Raw genomic sequence first — 16,692 nt, 5'->3', positions numbered from 1 at the left:
AAAGTACCTGATCGGGACTATCCAGACACTGGGGACAACCCTGTGGAGAACGGCAGGATCGGGGTATGCAGACGTTCGAATCAGTGTTGGCCGACGACGTACCCGTGCGTGAGCTCTTCCCTGGCATCAGGTTGCGCTCGCTGTGGTCCGGCGGGGTCGCCACCGCGCATGTGCTCGAGATGGATCCAGGGTCGTGCTGGGAAGGGATCGACGTACACAAGCCCGGGCCGGAGGAGGTGTACGTCGTCTCCGGGGTGTTCAACGACGGTACGCGCGACTACCCGGCCGGATCGTTCATCCATTGCCCGGCCGGGTCGTCCCACGTTCCCCAGTCAGCCCAGGGCTGCACGCTGTTCCTCTTCTACCCGGAGGGCTAGGAGCGGTAGCCGTCGCGGATCAGGTCGAGCATCGCGTCGACGCCGGCCGGAGTACGACCGGCGAGCGCGATGCTGCTCGCGAGTGCGAGCAGGTCCGTCACCGCGACCTCCGGCCGGACAGCTCGGGATTCCTGAGCGCGGGTGAGCAAGCGTTCCGCGGCGGTCCGCATCGTGCTGTGCCACTCGTTGAACCGGGTGCCGCGATCGCTGTCCGGTTCGTCGGGGATCGCCAGCGCGAGGTCGCGTTTGGTCGCGACGTGATGGACGAACGCCCGGAGCCAGTCGGTCAACGCCTGGGCCGGATCGGTCCGACCCAGCAATCGCTGGCTGAGCTCGTCCAGTTCGACGACCTCTTCGGCGTACACAGCGACAAGGAGGTCGGCCCGCGTCGCGAAGTGCCGGTACAAGGTGGCGTTGGCGACCTGTGCCGATTTCGCGACCTCGTCGAGTGCCACCTCGGCGCCGCGCTCGTCGAACAGCCGCCGGGCGGCCGCCAGGATCGCAGCACGGTTGCGCTCGGCATCGACGCGGCGGGATCGCGTTCGGGTGGGCTGGTTTTCCGGGGACATCCCCGTTATCTTAGCAAGCCTAAGCGGGGAACTCCCCGGAAAGGAGTCCACGATGCTGACGGCCGACGACCGCTGGGCGATCGGGGAGACGCTCTCCCTGCACGGGCATCTGTTCGACGAAGGACAGCTCGACCGGTTGGACGAGCTGCTCACCGATGACGTCGTCTACGACACCAGCGATCTCGGGTACGACGTACTCGTCGGGATCGACGCCGTACGGGACGCGGCGCTGGCGCTCGGCGCCCGCAATCCACTGGGCCACCTCGTCACGAACATCGTCATCACCGACGTCGAGGATGACGACACGGTCGTTGTCCGGTCCAAGGGGATCGCGATCATGACCGACCGGACCTGCGGGACCGCCACCTACGTGGACACCGTCCGCCGGCAGCCAGGTGGATGGCGGATCAGCCACCGCAAGATCCTCGCCCGCCGCGAGCCCCTCGGCGGCCTCGGCACCAGCTAGCCAGCCCCCTCGCCCGCCGCAACCCCCTGGGCGGGCTCGGGCTAGCCAGTCGGGTCTCGGCCGCCGCGAACCGCTCGGCGGCCTTGGGACCAGCTGGTCGGCCCCCTCCCCCTCCTCTTTCTTTCCTTCCCTTGTCGAGCATCTGCCGCCTAGTCGGTGCTGCGGAGTTCTGTCGAGGCTCCGTGGACGGCCGGGATGCTGCCGAGCTTGCCGGCCTGGAAGTCCTCGAAGGCCTGGATGACCTCGGCGCGGGTGTTCATCACGAACGGTCCGGCCATCGCGACCGGCTCGCGGATCGGGCGGCCGCCGAGAACGAGGATGTCGAGGTTGGGTTCGGCTTGCGGCTGCGTCGTACTAGCAGCCGTCCGGATGGTGTCGCCAGGACCGAACGCGGCCAGCTGCCCCTTGCGAATCGGGCGGTGCTCGACGCCAACCGTGCCCTGACCGGCCAGGACGTAGACGAGCGCGTTGTAGTCCGGCTGCCACGGAAGGACGAGCTCGGCGCCCGGACTGACGGTCGCATGCACCAAGGTGATCGGGGTGTGGGTCGAGCCCGGGCCGCTGTGTCCGTCAACCTCGCCCGCGATGACGCGGATCAACGCGCCGCCGTCGGGAGTGGAGAGCAGGGCCGAATCGCCGCCGCGGATGTCCTGGTAGCGCGGCGGGGCCCACTTCTGCGCCTTCGGCAGGTTCACCCAGAGCTGGATGCCGTGGAACAGTCCGCCGCTCAGCACGAGGTGCTCCGGCGGGGTCTCGATGTGCAGGAGTCCTGAACCGGCGGTCATCCACTGGGTGTCGCCGTTGGAGATCACGCCGCCGCCACCGTTGGAGTCCTGGTGCTCCATGATCCCGTCGAGCATGTACGTGACGGTCTCGAACCCACGGTGCGGGTGCCACGGCGTGCCCTTCGGCTCACCCGGCGCGTACTCCACCTCACCCATCTGGTCCATGTGGATGAACGGGTCCAGATCGCGGAGATCGACGCCCGCGAAGGCCCGGCGTACGGGGAAGCCCTCGCCCTCGTACCCACTGGGTGCGGACGTCACCGACTTCACCGCCCGCTCGTGCGTCACGGTCGGATCCGGCTGATTGACCCGGGGCAGCACGGTGATATCGCTGACAGTCACGGCGGGCATGGCTTCTCCTTGCTCGGATAGTTCAAGAATAAACTACCTCGCCCAACCGGGGCAAGAGGCTGGGCATTCCCGTCGCGCGACGGGTACCCGTCCTTCGGTACGCAGCGAGGGCGCATGGCAGACTCTGGGGTCGTGACGGCGCAGATTCTGGATGGCAAGGCGACGGCGGCGGCGATCAAGGACGAGTTGAAGGTCCGGGTCACCAAGCTCGCCGAGCAGGGCGTAGTACCCGGGCTCGGCACGATCCTGGTCGGGGACGACCCGGGCAGCCGCGCGTACGTGGCGGGTAAGCACCGTGACTGCGCGGCGGTCGGGATCGCGTCGATCCAGGTCGAACTGCCCGATACCGCCACCCAGGACGAGATCGCCGCGAAGGTCCGCGAGCTCAACGAGAACCCGGAGTGCACCGGGTTCATCGTCCAGCTCCCGCTTCCCAAGCACGTCGACACGAACACGATCCTCGGCCTGATCGACCCGGACAAGGACGCCGACGGCCTGCACCCGATGAGCCTCGGCAAGCTCGTCCTCGGCCAGGACGGACCGCTCCCGTGTACGCCGAAGGGCTGCGTCGAGATCCTGCGGCGGTACGACGTACCGATCGCCGGAGCTCACGTGGTTGTCGTCGGCCGTGGCGTGACCGCGGGCCGGCCGATGGGGTTGCTGTTCACCCGGCGCAGCGAGAACGCGACCGTGACGCAGTGCCACACCGGTACGACCGACCTCGCCGGCGTGGTGCGCACCGGCGACATCGTGATCGCCGCGGCGGGGTCGGCCGGGCTGATCACCGCGGACATGGTGAAGCCGGGCGCCGTACTCCTCGACGTCGGCACCAGCCGGAACGCCGAGGGCAAGATCGTCGGCGACATCGAACCGGCCGCCCGCGAGCAGGCCGCCTGGATCGCCCCGATGCCCGGCGGCATCGGCCCGATGACGCGCGCGATGCTCCTGACGAACGTCGTCGAAGCCGCCGAAGCGGCGCTGGCCGGATGATCCTCGTGGCAACAGGGTCGGAGGCTCGGACGGCGCGGGCAGTTGAGATGAGCGTGACGTGCTGATGGCGGGGGAAGTCCAGCGCCGCAGCGAATGGCCGCTGATCCTGTCCCTCCTGGTCGCCGCCGCCGGCCTGGTCGTCCTCACCTTCTACGACTGGCGGAACGGCGTCTTGGTCTTCGCCGGCAGCGTAGTCCTGGCCGGCCTCCTGAGAGCCACCCTCTCCGACACAGCCGCCGGCCTCCTCCACGTCCGAGGCCGAATGTTCGACACGACCTTCCTGATAGCAGTAGGCGCCGCAATCGCAACCTTGGGCCTGATCGTCCCCAACTAACCGGGTTTCGTGGCCCGAGCAAGGATCGACCAACCCGTGGCGGTCAGCCCGCCCCCGATGTCGAGGAACTTGGTCCGCTGCAACTGCTCGCGGTAGTCCTCGATCACTAGACCGCCGTCCGCCAAGAGCGCGGTCCAATCGAGTGGTGGCCAGGATGGGCCGGTCGTGCCGGGGAAGTAGTCGGTCAGCTCGATCTGACCGGGGCGACGGGCAACGACGCGGCCCATCTGGGTGAGGAGTACGCCGCCCGGCCGCAGGATCCGGCAGATCTCGGCCGGGCTGAAAGCCACGTGCCGCGCCAGAACCACATCGAACGTGTTGTCCGCGAACGGCATCCGCCGATCCGGGTACTCATCACTCGGCCCGCGGGTATCGAACGTCCCGTGCTCGACCTGGACGACCCGAATCCCCAACCCAGCAAGGGTTTTCGCAGCCACCGGTACATTCGGCGGCCATGCTTCCGTCGCCACCGTGACCCCGCTCCCGCGACCGATGTCCGCGAGTACCTCACCACCACCGGTCCCGTGATCGAGCACCGTCTCCGCGCCACTCACCACCTCACGAGCCAGCTCCGAGTAGTCCCACCCGAGTGGCTCGACCACCCGCCGCCCCTCGAGGAACGGAAACCGCCACCCCGAGACCGGCTCCGCACAAGCGAGCTCCACCAGCGTCTCGAAGTCGTCCCGGCGTGAAGTCATCCCATCCAGACTCCCATCCCCCGCAACGGAATAATGCGACCGGTGCTGACAATCCGGAGGGCCCTGGTGGAGGATGCGCCGCGCATCGTGCGGATCTACGTCGACTCGTGGAACGCCGGCTTTGTCGGCCTCATGCCACCCATCACCCTCGACGAGGCCCGGATCGCCCGGTGGTCAGGCGACTTGGCCGAGAACCACTGGTGGATCGCGGAGTACGACGGCTCCCCCGCCGGATTCGCAGGCATCTGCCCCAGCCGAGACCCAGTCCAGCCCGACCTTGGTGAGCTCGACACGATCGCCGTAGACCCGGCGTACTGGCGCAGCGGGATAGGCCGGGCCCTAATGCAAACCGCACTAGAAGCCCTAGCCGCCGACTACCCCGAGGCCGTCCTCTGGACCCTCACCAACTACCCCCAAGCCCAACGCTTCTACGAATCAACCGGCTGGACCCCCGACGGCAACACCCGAGCCAACAACACCCAACTCTCCTACCGCCGCCGTTTCTAGAACTCGCAGTCCCAGCCTCAGGCTGGAACCCCAGTCACCACCTGAGGCTTCTCGGTCCGTGGCCGACGGAGCGGTTCGAGCGGGCGTCGATCTGGTAGGCGGTGGGCAGGCGCATGCCCTCGGGGAGCACGTCCGCGATGGCACCAACCACCGTGACCGCAGCATGGTTGACGAAGCGCGGCAGTTAGTTTGCCGGAAACGCACGATTCGGGAGCGACGGAACGAGGTCTACTACGGCGATTGTGACAGGTGAAGACGGCAGCGTTACGACCGTCCGACCCGCACGGTCAGATTGACGCATTTACTGAGGTCCGGAAGGCACATACCGCCTGGAAATTTATCGAGCGCTTGATTGATCTGTTGCAGAATCGCTGCTCTGTCATCTTTATCCGTGGTCGGTTACGCTCGGAGTCAGATCGATCGCCGATCGTTGGGGGATGGATGGATTCCAGAAAGGCGCTCGAAGTTGCAATAGGTTCGATACCGCTACCAGGTTCACCACCAAGAATGTCGTCTGACGAAGCCGCCATCGGGCTCGGCTTCCTGGACATGGCGCTCCGGCAAAATCATGTCCGGCGGATCACCGAACGCCTCCAGTTGACGGAGCACCTCGCACCGGTGTGCAACGCAGAGATCGAAATCAGCCTGAACCTCCTGAATCAGCAGCAGCGCAATGCTTGCGAAGCGTTCGAGCAAGCCAGGCAGCGCAGTGTCGTCGGTACGGGCGCGCGTCAGGTGCTTCGTTCGCCAGATACTGAGCCGTCGACGTCGGCAGACTCGGAGACGAGCCCGGAGAACATCGTCTGGACGCCCGTTGCACGACTACCCCGCCAAGCTGTCGCCCCGATCGACGTGCGCGATTCGACCGGTGCACGACTTCCGCGGCTGACTCAGCTCGAGGTAGCTATGCCGCTGGCGAGTGGTCTCTACCAGCTGTTGCGCGGCATGCTCGGCAGCATTCCGGACGCTCAGACCACCAAACCGCTCGGGAAGTTCCTCCATCGCGTCGACAACTCTCGCTGGCTACTGCAGTCCGCCTTGCAGGCGTTGTTCATCAGTCGCTCGGGACCGTCCGAATCCGTCAGCACGCCGAGTACTCCGGGGACGAGACATGGAAACAGTTACAGATACCGCGAATTCCTGGCGACCGTGCTGGAGGACTACGACGATGCCTTGGATCCGTTCTACAACCTGCTCGACGTCGCATTGAACGATTACTTACTGATCGTGGGTCTGCCGCAGCCGCGCGAGCACCATCTCCTGACCTATGAGATGCCGCTTCTGGCTGAGGCACCGAAGCACAAAGGAAGAGTGGCGCGGGCGTTCCGGCAGAAGGTCCGAGGACGGTACGAAGTCGAGTACGAGACCCATGTGCCGTCGAGTCTGCGGTCCTATCACCTGGTTGCGGAAACAGATCCGACACTCAAGATCGACGGCATGCACATCACCTCGGACGCGGACGACCGGAAGAGTGAATCAGTCGCGGCCGATCTCCACTTCCTGGCTCAGTTCATCTCGGAGGACCTGGGATCTGCACGGGAGCAGGCGATGGGAAAGATCGCCGAGCTCGAGCTACGGACTGTGATCGGCGACCTCAGCCAACTCGTCTTGAGACGTCAGTGGGAGGCAGAGGAAGCCGGAGTCAAGTGGATGGGTGGTGACGAGACCGCCGTGGACAGCTTGACCTGGGCCACTCTGTCAGGCGAGGTTCCTGCGGAGCACACCTTATCGGCGACCACGTTGCTAAATCACCCGGTTGTCAGTGGAGACAGCCTGGCGGTTGCTTCTCGCGAGGTTCGGGAGCTTGAACTCGGCCGTGACTTCTTCCGAAAACGAGAGGAAGATTCACCTGCATACAAAGCGCATGTGTACTGGCGCAGATATGCACACGCGCAATCGCCGTCCCGCCGAATTGTCGTACGGTCAGCGATCTCCATCAGCGACGCCACTCGAACAGGACTCAGTATCGTGATGCTGTACGTCGCTGCGGTGCTCGTTATCTCCTACGTAGTGGCGTCGCTTCTGGCCAGGTCGCCTTTGCCGTTCGTCCCCTCTCCCTCGTTCAATCTCGATGGTCGTAACGATGCGTTGGTGGCCGTTCTCCTGCTGGTTCCAGGATTTCTCTATTCGCGGCTCGACCTGCCGCCCCGCAACTCGGTCGCTGCGCGCGTCCGACGGAGTGTGCGATGGGCGGCGCACGCCACAATGGCTGTGACTGTCGCTCAAGCCGTGGTGGTGGCTGCAGCATCCTCCGCTGCGGTAATCACGCTCTCCTTCGGTGTCGGGCAGGTGCTCCTTATCGCTCTGCTGGCCTTCTTGTGGCTCTTCGGTCTCCGGCCGCGCGACAAAGAGTTCAACAGCCGGCATGTTCCCCGCTGGGCGGTATCTGCCCGCGGCAGACACGACGATGAGCTTGCTTCTATCGACGCGTCCCTGACCGTGTCGGGAGCTGAACATGAGTCCTGAGGATTTCAGCGACCGGTCAGCTCGCTCGATGGCAGATCTGGCCCGGGGAGCAGGCGTGATGGCCGACCAGCCCGGCAGCCAGGTGAATTTTCATGTCCACCACGTTCCTGATCGGCCCGGTTACATCAAGTCGCAACTGGAGGACGAATCGACATTGTTGCGGCATTCCAGCGAAGTTCTGATTTCGAATCTGAACGGCATCGTGCTGGCCGTCGGGTCTAACCGCGGAGCGTTGGCTCAGGACATGCGGGCTCGCCAGCAGGGCAGTTCAACGCCAGTCCGCGCGAAAATCGACGTCGGCCCCGATCGCCTGCAGGTCGTCGGCGCCGCAATGCCTAATCCGAGCTTCATCTATGAGGCCGCTGCCCGTTTCGAGGCGCTGATTGCGCTCGAAGTCGAAGAGTGTGCGCTGCGGCAGTTTCATGCCCGTGCGCTGATACGCCTCGTGGGCGAGGTTGCGCAATGCGCTGCTCATGAAGGCTCGGCGCCGATCATGTCGTTGCAATGTCCGGTACAACTACCACCCGAGCGTGCCAACGGGGCGAGAGTAGAGGACCAGAAAGACATCTGGAACGCGCCGAATGTCATCGCGGTCAGGGTCGTTTTTGCCCTCCAAAACCCGACAAGTCAGCGTCGGATGAAGATGGCAAGCAGGCTGGCGGACTACTGTAGCGAGCGAGGCTACGGTTTGTGGCTGGGTGATCTCAGACCAGGCCATGCGCAAGGCAACTGGTTCCGGGTGCACAACTACGATCCCCTGGCCGTCAAGCGGTTCATCGGGCGTCAGCCAGAGCTGCGGAGGTCGGATACGGCCGTTAAGAAGGTCATGCCGGTCACTCTTGTTGGTCCGGCAAGGGTCGGCTCCACCAATGCGATCATGTCGGTGTTACGCCGATGCCCACGGCTTGGCGTGGCGGGCTGCGCGATCACTGCGCTGGACGACGTGGCCTTCGTTCATCTCCAACTCACTTCCGATGAGTTTTCTGATCCGACCGCGGCGCTAGGAGACCCAAACCGCTATGACGGCGGAATCTTCGACCGGCTTCAGCGCGTCGTATCTGCGATGGGCGACGATCTACGTGGCGCCGATACGCCGGACGGAGATCCGGAGGACCCTCTTTCCACGCCGCACAGTCGGCTGGTGGAGCGTGCGGGTGACTATCAGATGTTCGCCGGCCCCGTCCTCGATGTCGAGACGCTCAGCGGCCTGCATCGACGGCCGCTCTGGTTCTCGTGGCGGCAGTCGAGTCCTGACGGCGGTTGGCTTCTCCCTTTTGCAGCGCTGCAGGCAGCGCTAGAAGATTGCGGGCTCTGGCGCGAATCTGCATCAGGCCCACTCGACTGTGCGAACTTCGAGTACATGGTCTGCCGTGGACTCGACGGCAGTATCTACACGGTCAAAGGTAAGTTGACCGTGCCTGAGAGCTTGATTCCAGAGGGCAACGTCGTCGAGTACGACGCCACCAGATTGTGTGTGGGCGTCGAGACAGCGTGGCGAGCACGACTGGACGAGCGGCCCGTGACGGGACTGCATTGGCTGAGCTTCGCCTGGCGTGAAAACTTCCTCGGGAACGGCCGGACTCGCTGAGAGTTGAAGGTGTCCTTGCCGTGGAGGGCTGTGCTGATGTCGTTGTCGTGGGCGTATTTTCTCTACTACTGCAGTTCGACTATCCGCGGTTTCTGCCTGACGGGTCGCGCTCACCTGTGAAGCTGGACTCACCACCATCCCCTCGATAAGCGCGGGATGGGAGCGGGTAGCCGGGGCGACGGAGGACTGGCGGCTTTAGCACGCGTGGTTGTTGCCCGCGTGCGCATCATCACAGCCGCCCACGGAACACGCCGCCTACCAACTCAACCCGTGAGGTTGACCCAACCACCATCCCCGGGAGCACGGTGCAGTCGACGAAGCGCGACAGCGCGCACCCACGGGTGGGTGGGAGCGCGCGTAGCGGGTGCGACGAAGGAGTGGCCGCGTAGCACGCGTGGGAAGAAGTCTTTAGTGGAAGAAGTGGCGGGTTCCGGTGAAGTACATGGTTATGCCGGCCTTGGTGGCGGCTTCGATGGCGGCTTCGTCTCGGATTGAGCCGCCGGGCTGGACTACCGCCTTGACGCCGCCCTCGATCAGGACCTCTAGGCCGTCCGGGAACGGGAAGAAGGCGTCCGACGCGGCGACGGAGCCGACGGCGCGGTCGCCGGCGCGGGAGACGGCCAGGCGGCAGGAGTCGACGCGGTTGACCTGGCCCATGCCGACGCCGACCGAAGCACCGTCAGCTGCCAGCAGGATTGCGTTGGACTTGACCGCGCGGCACGCCTTCCAAGCGAAGGCGAGATCGGCCAGCACCTCAGGCGACGCGGCCGTACCAGCCGCCAGAGTCCACGCCGACGGGTCGTCGCCCGGAGCCTGGAAGCGGTCGCGGTGCTGCAGGAGCAAGCCGCCACTGATCGCGCGCAGCTCAACCGTCTCGGACGCGTCGACCGCGCCGGCGACGAGGAGCCGGATGTTCTTCTTGCCCTGCAGGATCTCGACGGCGCCGTCTTCGAACGCCGGCGCGACCAGGACCTCGGTGAAGATCTCCGCGACCTGCTTCGCCATCTCGACCGAGACGGGCGCGTTCGTCGCAATCACACCGCCGTACGCCGAAACCGGGTCGCACTCGTGCGCCCGCCGATGGGCCTCCGCGATGTCCTTGCCGACGGCAATCCCGCAAGGGTTCGCGTGCTTGATGATCGCAACCGCGGGCTCGCTGAAGTCATACGCCGTACGACGAGCCGCGTCGGCGTCGACGTAGTTGTTGTACGACATCTCCTTGCCGTGCAGCTGCTCCGCAGACGCGAGACCACCCCGGCCGTTCAGGTACAGCGCAGCCGGCTGGTGCGGGTTCTCGCCGTACCGGAGGACTGCCGACTTGTCCCAGGTAGCGCCGACCCACGCCGGGAAGCCGCTGCCCTCGGACGTGTCGGTGAGGTGACTGCCCATCCAGGACGCAACGGCGACGTCGTACGACGCCGTGTGCACGAAAGCGTCGACCGCCAGCCGCTGCCGCTCCTCCACGGTGAAGCCACCGGCATCCAGCGCGGCGAGGATCTCGGGGTACCGCGACGGCGAGACGACGACCGCGACGTTCGCGTGGTTCTTGGCCGCACCGCGGACCATCGACGGCCCGCCGATGTCGATCTGCTCGATGCACTCGTCCACCGACGCGCCGGAGGCGACGGTCTCGGTGAACGGGTACAGGTTGCTGATCAGCAGGTCGAACGGCTCGACCCGCATCTCGGCCAGCTGCTCGACGTGCTCGGTCTTGCGTACGTCGGCAAGCAGACCGGCGTGCACCCGCGGGTGCAGCGTCTTCACCCGCCCGTCCAGGCACTCGGGGAACCCGGTGAGCTCCTCGACCTTCATCACCGGTACGCCGGCCGCCGCGATCCGGGCCGCGGTGGAGCCGGTCGAGACGATCTGGACGCCGGCCTTCGACAGTGCGGACGCGAGCTCCTCCAGACCGGTCTTGTCGTAGACGCTGATCAGCGCGCGGCGGATCGGCCTGCGGTCGGTGCTCACTTCAGTCGAACCTTTCGTCCGGTGATGGTCCAGCCCTCCCGGACCAGGCGGCCGACCCACTCCACCAGCTGGCGGCGTTCGACCTCCTTGATCCGTTCGGTCAGGGTGTCTTCGGTGTCGTCGTCCTCGACGGGTACGACGACCTGCGCGATGATCGGCCCGGTGTCGACGCCGCCGTCCACGAAGAACAGCGTCGCCCCGGCGACCTTCACGCCGTACGCCAGCGCGTCCCGAGGACCGTGGATCCCCGGGAACGCGGGCAGCAGCGCGTTGTGCGTGTTGATGTAGCGATCGCCGAAGGCCGCCAGGAAGTCGTCACCGACGAGCTTCAGGAAGCCCGCGGATACAACCAGATCAGGCTTGTGTGAAGCGACGGACGCGGTCAGCGCGCGGTCCCAGTCGGCCCGCTCGGCGTGGTCCTTGACCTTGTGCACGAAACTCGGCACCCCGGCGGCCTCGGCCCGGTCCAGCCCGGCGATCCCGTCCCGGTCGGCACCGACGGCGACGACCTGAGCGCCGTACGCCGGATCCGCGCAAGCGTCGAGCAGAGCCTGCAGGTTCGAGCCCGATCCCGAGACGAGCACGACCAGGCGTGCTGGGTCAGGGGCAGGCGCAACCGGGTCTGTCACGCGCCAAACCCTATCGCTCGGGGTCAGCCTCGACTTCAGCCGGTCGGCGGGACGCGACCAGCGCGGCCGTGATCGCGGCCCCGATCGCCATCCCCGCGGCCAGTACGCCGGCAGCCGGCAGCGCGCTCGGGATCCCGACGACCCCCATCCGCCCCGGCCCGGCCGAACCACCGGACAGCGCCATCAACGCGAAGAGGATCACACCCGCGACCAGAGCCGCGATCCCACCGCGCAGCGCGAACGCATCCCAGCCGAGCGCCTCGGCGTCCCGCTCCGCCAGCCCACGCCGCGCCACGACCAGCCCGGCGACCACACCAGCCGCGAGCGGCACCAGAGCCGTCAGCACGAGCAGGTACGACGGTGTCGCGCCATCCGCGGGTACGGCGGCCAGGAGCGGAAGCGCGGGCAGGTTCCCGACCACCACCCCGGTCGGGGCGATCGTCGTACCGACTCCCAGCTGGAATCCAGGGCCGGCGAGGAAGGCAACGACGTACAGGATCACGTTCGGGATCAGCATCAGGCAGATCGCGAACAGCACGATGGACCCGATCACGCCCGCGTCCAGAAGCTCGAGCATCCCGGTGATCCGGGAGAAATGGATCGCCAGCAGTACGCCGTACAGGAGCGAGGCGATCCCGATCACGGTCAGTACGGCGGCCACCGCGGCCGGCACGACATCCCGCAGGCCGCTGGGAGTCGCGTCGGCGATGTCATGGGCCGCACCGGACTCGACCAGTACGCCGATGGTCCCCGCGATCAGAGCCAGTGACCCGGCACCGAGGAAGGCGGACAACGGGGACACCTTGAGCGCACCGTCCGCGGTGAGAAGCGCCACCACGAGCGCACCGAGGCCGTAGACGCCGGCGAACACCCCGGAGAGCAGGATCAGGTCCCGGGTCCGGTCGGCGGCGCTGCCGCGAGCGGCAGACTTGCCACCGCGGTACAGGCACCAGGCGAAGAACAGGGTCAGACCGAGCGGCGCGACGGTCAGGGAGCCGCCGCCGAGCGTCACACCGGCCTTGTGCGCGACCAGCCAGGCCGATGCGCCCGCGCGAATGGCTCCGGACGCACCGCCGAACGTCGCCGCGAGCCAGCCGATCACGGCAACCGCGGCACAGGTGAGGAGACCGGTGAGCAGGCAGGCGCCTGCGGAGATCACGGCCGAGACGACCACGGGCTTGGTCGGGGCGGCGGTGACCTCGACCGGGGCGACCCCGGGCGGATGGTTCTGTCCACCGTCGCGGGCGCCCGGACGGTTCAACATGTCGGTCATCTGAGTCCATCGTCACCCTTCGCAAGACGGCACTCGTTCTGACACGCCGGATATGGAAGACTTCAGCCCGCTTGCTCACGCTCGGTTCCCCGTCCTGACCTGCGGGTAGCTGTTTGTGGGCGGCGAAGGTCCACCGGGTACTGTCGGGTGGAATCAGTCAGGAGGTCGAGCTTTGGCCGGTTCCCACCGCGCCGCGCGCGGCGGCGGTCGTGCCGCTGCCCGGGAGGCGCGCCGGCAGAAGGCGCGCAAGCGGAACCAGACGATCGCGGCCGGAGCTGCGGTCGTCGTACTGGTCGGTGGCGGCGGTGTCGCCGCGCTGAACGCGTTCGGCGGCGACAAATCACCCGGACCGAAGGTCGGCAACGGCCCGTCCGACGACAAGCCCAGCGACTCGAAGGTGCTCGCCGACGACAAGGCGCTGCTCGACATCACCACCGCGAAGAAGCTCGGCACCACCGGTGCCTGGGCGATCACCAAGACGGCCGAGGGCAGTGACGCGCCGGAGAAGTCGTTCGTGTGCCAATCGCAACGCTTCGCCGACCCCGCCGGACAGCGGACCTGGGTCCGCACGCTGACCAACGCGACCACGAAGGACACAGCGGTCCAGTACGTCGAGGTCTCGAACGACAAGGCCGCCGCGGGGAAGGCGTACAGCTCGATCGTCGGCTGGCTGAGCTCGTGCGCGGTCCCGCAGACCCGGCTGGTCGCGAGCTACGTGACCACGGGTGTCGGTGAGCGCGGTGTGATCGCCGTGTACGAGACGCCGTCCGGGACCAAGACGCGCTACAAGACGATCGCGGTCTCCCTGGCCGGTCAGGCCACCTCGGTGCTGGAGCACGATTCGCTGGCTGCGTCGCCGCCCAAGCCGGATGCGATGCTGGCGACGGCGACGGCCGGGGTGCAGAAGCTCTGCACGCAGTCCGGTGGATGCGGTGCTGGTGCCGCGGTCGCGACGGTGAGCCTGTTGCCGTTCACCGATACGCCGGGGTTCATGACGTCGGTGGACCTGCCGACGTTGAGCCAGATCAAGACGCCATGGGTCGCGGTCGCCGCGGCGACCGGCAGTGGGACCACCTGCGAGAAGATCGATCTGAAGAAGACGAAGCCGGTGAAGGCGTCGACGTACACCTATGTGACGCCGGACGCCGGGGTGGCGACGGAGTTCGGGCTGGACGACACGGTGATCAAGTTCGCCTCGGCAACGGTGGCGAAGAACTTCGTCACCGGCATCCGCAAGAACGTCGACGGCTGCGGGAAGGCCGTGTCGAACGCGACGGCGAAGTCGACCGGCTCGATCTCGACGCCGTCGATCAAGGGTGAGACCTGGCGGGCGACGTACGACACCGGCGGTGGCAAGAAGTTCACCTACCGGATCGGCATCGCGTCGGCGGGCACACAGGCGGTCTACCTGCTCTTCCCGGTCCTAGAGGACCTCGACATCACCGACACAGACTTCAACCAAACCCTCACCAGAGCAGCCGAACGCGCAACCATCTACAAGTAAGAAGAGCGGGACCTGCCAGGTGGCAGGTCCCGCTCTCTTGTATCTGGACTACTTCGTCAGGTCCTGCATGATCTCGCGCATCAGGTTGGCGGTCTCGGTGGGGGTCTTGCCCACCTTCACGCCGACCGCTTCGAGCGCTTCCTGCTTGGCCGCGGCCGTGCCCGACGAGCCGGAGACGATGGCGCCGGCGTGGCCCATGGTCTTGCCCTCGGGAGCAGTGAAGCCGGCGACATAGCCGACGACCGGCTTGGTCACGTTCTCCTTGATGAACGCGGCCGCACGCTCCTCCGCGTCACCACCGATCTCGCCGATCATCACGATCGCGTCGGTGTCAGGGTCGTTCTGGAACGCCGCGAGCGCGTCGATGTGCGTCGTACCGATGATCGGGTCACCGCCGATACCGATCGCGGTCGAGAACCCGAAGTCCCGCAGCTCGTACATCATCTGGTACGTCAGCGTGCCCGACTTCGACACCAGGCCGATCCGGCCCTGGCCGGCGATGTCGGCCGGGATGATGCCCGCGTTCGACTCACCCGGCGTGATGATGCCCGGGCAGTTCGGCCCGATGATCCGGGTGGTGCCGGACGCCTGCGCGGCGGCGAAGAACGCGGCGGTGTCGTGCACCGGCACGCCTTCGGTGATCACCACGACCAGCGGTACGGCGGCCTCGATCGCCTCCAGTACCGCGTCCTTGGTGAATTTCGGCGGCACGAAGATGACCGACACGTTCGCGCCGGTCTCCTTGACGGCGTCGGCAACCGTGCCAAAGACCGCGATCGCCTTGCCGTCGAAGTCCTGGCTCTGACCCGCCTTCCGCGGGTTCACGCCACCGACGATGTTCGTGCCCGAGGCCAGCATCCGGGTGGTGTGCTTGGTGCCCTCGGAGCCGGTCATGCCCTGGACGATGACCTTGCTGTCCTTGGTCAGGAAGATAGACATTGTTCGGCGATCCCTTACTTCGCAGCCAGCTCGGCGGCGCGCTTGGCGGCGCCGTCCATCGTGTCGACCCGCTCCAGACCGGCCAGGCCGGCCTCGTCGAGGATCCGGCGGCCCTCCTCGGCGTTGTTGCCGTCCAGCCGGACGACCAGCGGCTTGGTCACGGCCTCGCCCCGGCTCGCGAGCAGCTCGAACGCCTGCACGATGCCGTTCGCGACCGCGTCACAGGCGGTGATGCCACCGAAGACGTTGACGAACACGCTCTCCACCTGCGGGTCGGAGATGATGATCTCCAGCCCGTTCGCCATCACCTCGGCCGAGGCGCCACCACCGATGTCGAGGAAGTTGGCCGGCTTCTGGCCACCGAACTCCTCGCCGGCGTAGGCCACGACGTCGAGCGTGGACATGACCAGTCCGGCACCGTTGCCGATGATCCCGACCGAGCCGTCCAGCTTCACGTAGTTCAGGCCCTTGGCCTTGGCCGCCGCCTCCAGCGGGTCGGCCGCCGAGACGTCCTCGAACTCGGCGTGGTCCGGGTGCCGGAAGTCCGCGTTCTCGTCCAGCGTGACCTTGCCGTCGAGCGCCTCGACGTTGCCGTCCTCGAGCTTGACCAGCGGGTTCACCTCGACCAGCGACGCGTCCTCGCTCAGGAAGACGTCGTACAGCTTGACGATCTCGGGTACGACGGCGTCGATCACGTCGGCCGGGTACTTCGCGGCCTCGGCGATCTCACGCGCCTTCGCCTCGTCCACACCGGTGGCCGGGTCGATCGAGATCTGGGCGACCGCGTCCGGGTTGGTGTGCGCGACCTCCTCGATCTCCATGCCGCCGGCGGCCGACGCGATGCAGAGGTAGTTGCGGTTGGCCCGGTCGACCAGGAAGGAGAAGTAGTACTCCTCCGCGATCGCCGCGGCCGGGACGATGTTCAGGATCTTGACGACGTGACCCTTGATGTCCAGCCCGAGGATCTCGCGGGCCCTCTCCTCGGCCTCGTCCGGGCTGCTCGCCAGCTTGACCCCGCCGGCCTTACCGCGACCGCCGGTCTTGACCTGGGCCTTCACGACCACCCGGCCACCGATCTTCTCGGCCGCCGCGCGGGCTTCTTCCGGAGTCCTGACGACCTCACCTACGGTCGTCCGTACTCCGTGCTTGGCGAAGACCGTCTTCGCCTGGTATTCCATCAAGTCCACGACTGTGGTCCCTCTCTCGCACCTGTTCGAGTAGGCCGCGGCAGGCGGGCTGGACCCGGGA

16 protein-coding genes are annotated in these 16,692 nt (G+C 66.6%); 8 read left to right on the top strand and 8 right to left on the bottom strand.

Annotated features, from left to right (window positions below; translation table 11 throughout):
- Nucleotides 1-65: 65 nt before the first annotated feature.
- Complete coding sequence (locus AB0L70_RS16005) at nucleotides 66-377, top strand: cupin domain-containing protein (protein ID WP_363684480.1); 312 nt, start codon at nucleotides 66-68, stop codon at nucleotides 375-377.
- Here AB0L70_RS16005 and AB0L70_RS16000 read toward each other — a convergent pair.
- Nucleotides 374-946 (bottom strand): helix-turn-helix domain-containing protein, encoded by a 573-nt coding sequence (locus AB0L70_RS16000; RefSeq protein ID WP_363684478.1) that lies wholly within the window; start codon nucleotides 944-946, stop codon nucleotides 374-376. The two genes, AB0L70_RS16005 and AB0L70_RS16000, sit on opposite strands and share 4 nt — an antisense overlap.
- A 52-nt stretch (nucleotides 947-998) precedes the next feature.
- Between AB0L70_RS16000 and AB0L70_RS15995 the strand changes: the two genes are divergently transcribed.
- On the top strand, nucleotides 999-1,412 hold the full coding sequence (locus AB0L70_RS15995) for a nuclear transport factor 2 family protein (RefSeq protein ID WP_363684476.1): 414 nt from the start codon (nucleotides 999-1,001) through the stop codon (nucleotides 1,410-1,412).
- Between the two features lie 149 nt (nucleotides 1,413-1,561).
- Here the strand turns inward: AB0L70_RS15995 and AB0L70_RS15990 are convergent, their stop codons facing one another.
- Nucleotides 1,562-2,548, bottom strand: coding sequence for a pirin family protein (locus AB0L70_RS15990; protein WP_363684474.1), 987 nt, complete (start codon nucleotides 2,546-2,548; stop codon nucleotides 1,562-1,564).
- A gap of 132 nt (nucleotides 2,549-2,680) precedes the next feature.
- Here AB0L70_RS15990 and AB0L70_RS15985 point away from each other — a divergent pair, with 132 nt between their 5' ends.
- The gene (locus AB0L70_RS15985) at nucleotides 2,681-3,538 is read left to right on the top strand and encodes a bifunctional methylenetetrahydrofolate dehydrogenase/methenyltetrahydrofolate cyclohydrolase (RefSeq protein ID WP_363684777.1); all 858 of its coding nucleotides are present in this window, start codon (nucleotides 2,681-2,683) and stop codon (nucleotides 3,536-3,538) included.
- Between the two features lie 64 nt (nucleotides 3,539-3,602).
- Complete coding sequence (locus tag AB0L70_RS15980; protein WP_363684472.1) at nucleotides 3,603-3,872, top strand: DUF3017 domain-containing protein; 270 nt, start codon at nucleotides 3,603-3,605, stop codon at nucleotides 3,870-3,872.
- On the opposite strand, the gene AB0L70_RS15975 is transcribed toward AB0L70_RS15980, so the two are convergent.
- Complete coding sequence (locus AB0L70_RS15975; RefSeq protein ID WP_363684470.1) at nucleotides 3,869-4,570, bottom strand: class I SAM-dependent methyltransferase; 702 nt, start codon at nucleotides 4,568-4,570, stop codon at nucleotides 3,869-3,871. The genes AB0L70_RS15980 and AB0L70_RS15975 overlap by 4 nt on opposite strands.
- 42 nt (nucleotides 4,571-4,612) lie before the next feature.
- Between AB0L70_RS15975 and AB0L70_RS15970 the strand changes: the two genes are divergently transcribed.
- From AB0L70_RS15970 to AB0L70_RS15960, 3 genes are all read left to right on the top strand, one after another.
- Nucleotides 4,613-5,077, top strand: a complete 465-nt coding sequence (locus AB0L70_RS15970) for a GNAT family N-acetyltransferase (RefSeq protein ID WP_363684468.1) — start codon at nucleotides 4,613-4,615, stop codon at nucleotides 5,075-5,077.
- Nucleotides 5,078-5,326: 249 nt separating this feature from the next.
- Nucleotides 5,327-7,543 carry a hypothetical protein gene (locus tag AB0L70_RS15965; protein ID WP_363684466.1) on the top strand — a complete coding sequence of 739 codons (2,217 nt, stop codon included), beginning with the start codon at nucleotides 5,327-5,329 and terminating at the stop codon, nucleotides 7,541-7,543.
- Complete coding sequence (locus AB0L70_RS15960) at nucleotides 7,533-9,131, top strand: hypothetical protein (RefSeq protein WP_363684464.1); 1,599 nt, start codon at nucleotides 7,533-7,535, stop codon at nucleotides 9,129-9,131. Before AB0L70_RS15965 ends, AB0L70_RS15960 begins: the two co-directional genes overlap by 11 nt.
- Nucleotides 9,132-9,539: 408 nt before the next feature.
- Here AB0L70_RS15960 and purH read toward each other — a convergent pair whose 3' ends face one another.
- The 3 genes from purH to AB0L70_RS15945 are packed head-to-tail and all read right to left on the bottom strand — an operon-like array spanning nucleotide 9,540 to nucleotide 13,001.
- On the bottom strand, nucleotides 9,540-11,099 hold the full coding sequence (gene purH / locus AB0L70_RS15955; protein WP_363684462.1) for a bifunctional phosphoribosylaminoimidazolecarboxamide formyltransferase/IMP cyclohydrolase: 1,560 nt from the start codon (nucleotides 11,097-11,099) through the stop codon (nucleotides 9,540-9,542).
- A complete protein-coding gene (gene purN, locus AB0L70_RS15950) occupies nucleotides 11,096-11,728 on the bottom strand; it encodes a phosphoribosylglycinamide formyltransferase (protein WP_363684460.1) in 633 nt (210 codons plus the stop codon). The genes purH and purN overlap by 4 nt, the downstream gene beginning before the upstream one ends.
- A gap of 10 nt (nucleotides 11,729-11,738) precedes the next feature.
- Nucleotides 11,739-13,001, bottom strand: coding sequence for a DUF6350 family protein (locus AB0L70_RS15945; RefSeq protein WP_363684458.1), 1,263 nt, complete (start codon nucleotides 12,999-13,001; stop codon nucleotides 11,739-11,741).
- Nucleotides 13,002-13,173: 172 nt separating this feature from the next.
- Here AB0L70_RS15945 and AB0L70_RS15940 point away from each other — a divergent pair, with 172 nt between their 5' ends.
- Nucleotides 13,174-14,505, top strand: coding sequence for a hypothetical protein (locus AB0L70_RS15940; protein WP_363684456.1), 1,332 nt, complete (start codon nucleotides 13,174-13,176; stop codon nucleotides 14,503-14,505).
- Nucleotides 14,506-14,553: 48 nt separating this feature from the next.
- Here AB0L70_RS15940 and sucD read toward each other — a convergent pair whose 3' ends face one another.
- Both sucD and sucC read right to left on the bottom strand, forming a co-directional pair.
- Nucleotides 14,554-15,444: a succinate--CoA ligase subunit alpha gene (gene sucD / locus AB0L70_RS15935; protein ID WP_363684454.1), complete on the bottom strand. Its 891-nt coding sequence runs from the start codon at nucleotides 15,442-15,444 to the stop codon at nucleotides 14,554-14,556.
- A 14-nt stretch (nucleotides 15,445-15,458) separates the two neighbouring features.
- The gene (sucC, locus tag AB0L70_RS15930; protein ID WP_363684452.1) at nucleotides 15,459-16,631 is read right to left on the bottom strand and encodes an ADP-forming succinate--CoA ligase subunit beta; all 1,173 of its coding nucleotides are present in this window, start codon (nucleotides 16,629-16,631) and stop codon (nucleotides 15,459-15,461) included.
- Between the last annotated feature and the right edge of the window lie 61 nt (nucleotides 16,632-16,692).

Origin of the sequence: Kribbella sp. NPDC051952, assembly GCF_040680855.1 — a bacterium.
Taxonomy (GTDB): Bacteria; Actinomycetota; Actinomycetes; order Propionibacteriales; family Kribbellaceae; genus Kribbella.
Note: the sequence above shows the minus strand (reverse complement) of the source record. Positions and strands in the feature narration are given on the sequence as shown.

Coding starts and splice junctions, on each gene's coding strand:
- AB0L70_RS16005 (WP_363684480.1), top strand. CDS start 66: ATGCAGACGTTCGAATCAGTGTTGGCCGACGACGTACCCGTGCGTGAG.
- AB0L70_RS16000 (WP_363684478.1), bottom strand. CDS start 946: ATGTCCCCGGAAAACCAGCCCACCCGAACGCGATCCCGCCGCGTCGAT.
- AB0L70_RS15995 (WP_363684476.1), top strand. CDS start 999: ATGCTGACGGCCGACGACCGCTGGGCGATCGGGGAGACGCTCTCCCTG.
- AB0L70_RS15990 (WP_363684474.1), bottom strand. CDS start 2,548: ATGCCCGCCGTGACTGTCAGCGATATCACCGTGCTGCCCCGGGTCAAT.
- AB0L70_RS15980 (WP_363684472.1), top strand. CDS start 3,603: ATGGCGGGGGAAGTCCAGCGCCGCAGCGAATGGCCGCTGATCCTGTCC.
- AB0L70_RS15975 (WP_363684470.1), bottom strand. CDS start 4,570: ATGACTTCACGCCGGGACGACTTCGAGACGCTGGTGGAGCTCGCTTGT.
- AB0L70_RS15960 (WP_363684464.1), top strand. CDS start 7,533: ATGAGTCCTGAGGATTTCAGCGACCGGTCAGCTCGCTCGATGGCAGAT.
- AB0L70_RS15945 (WP_363684458.1), bottom strand. CDS start 13,001: ATGACCGACATGTTGAACCGTCCGGGCGCCCGCGACGGTGGACAGAAC.
- sucD (WP_363684454.1), bottom strand. CDS start 15,444: ATGTCTATCTTCCTGACCAAGGACAGCAAGGTCATCGTCCAGGGCATG.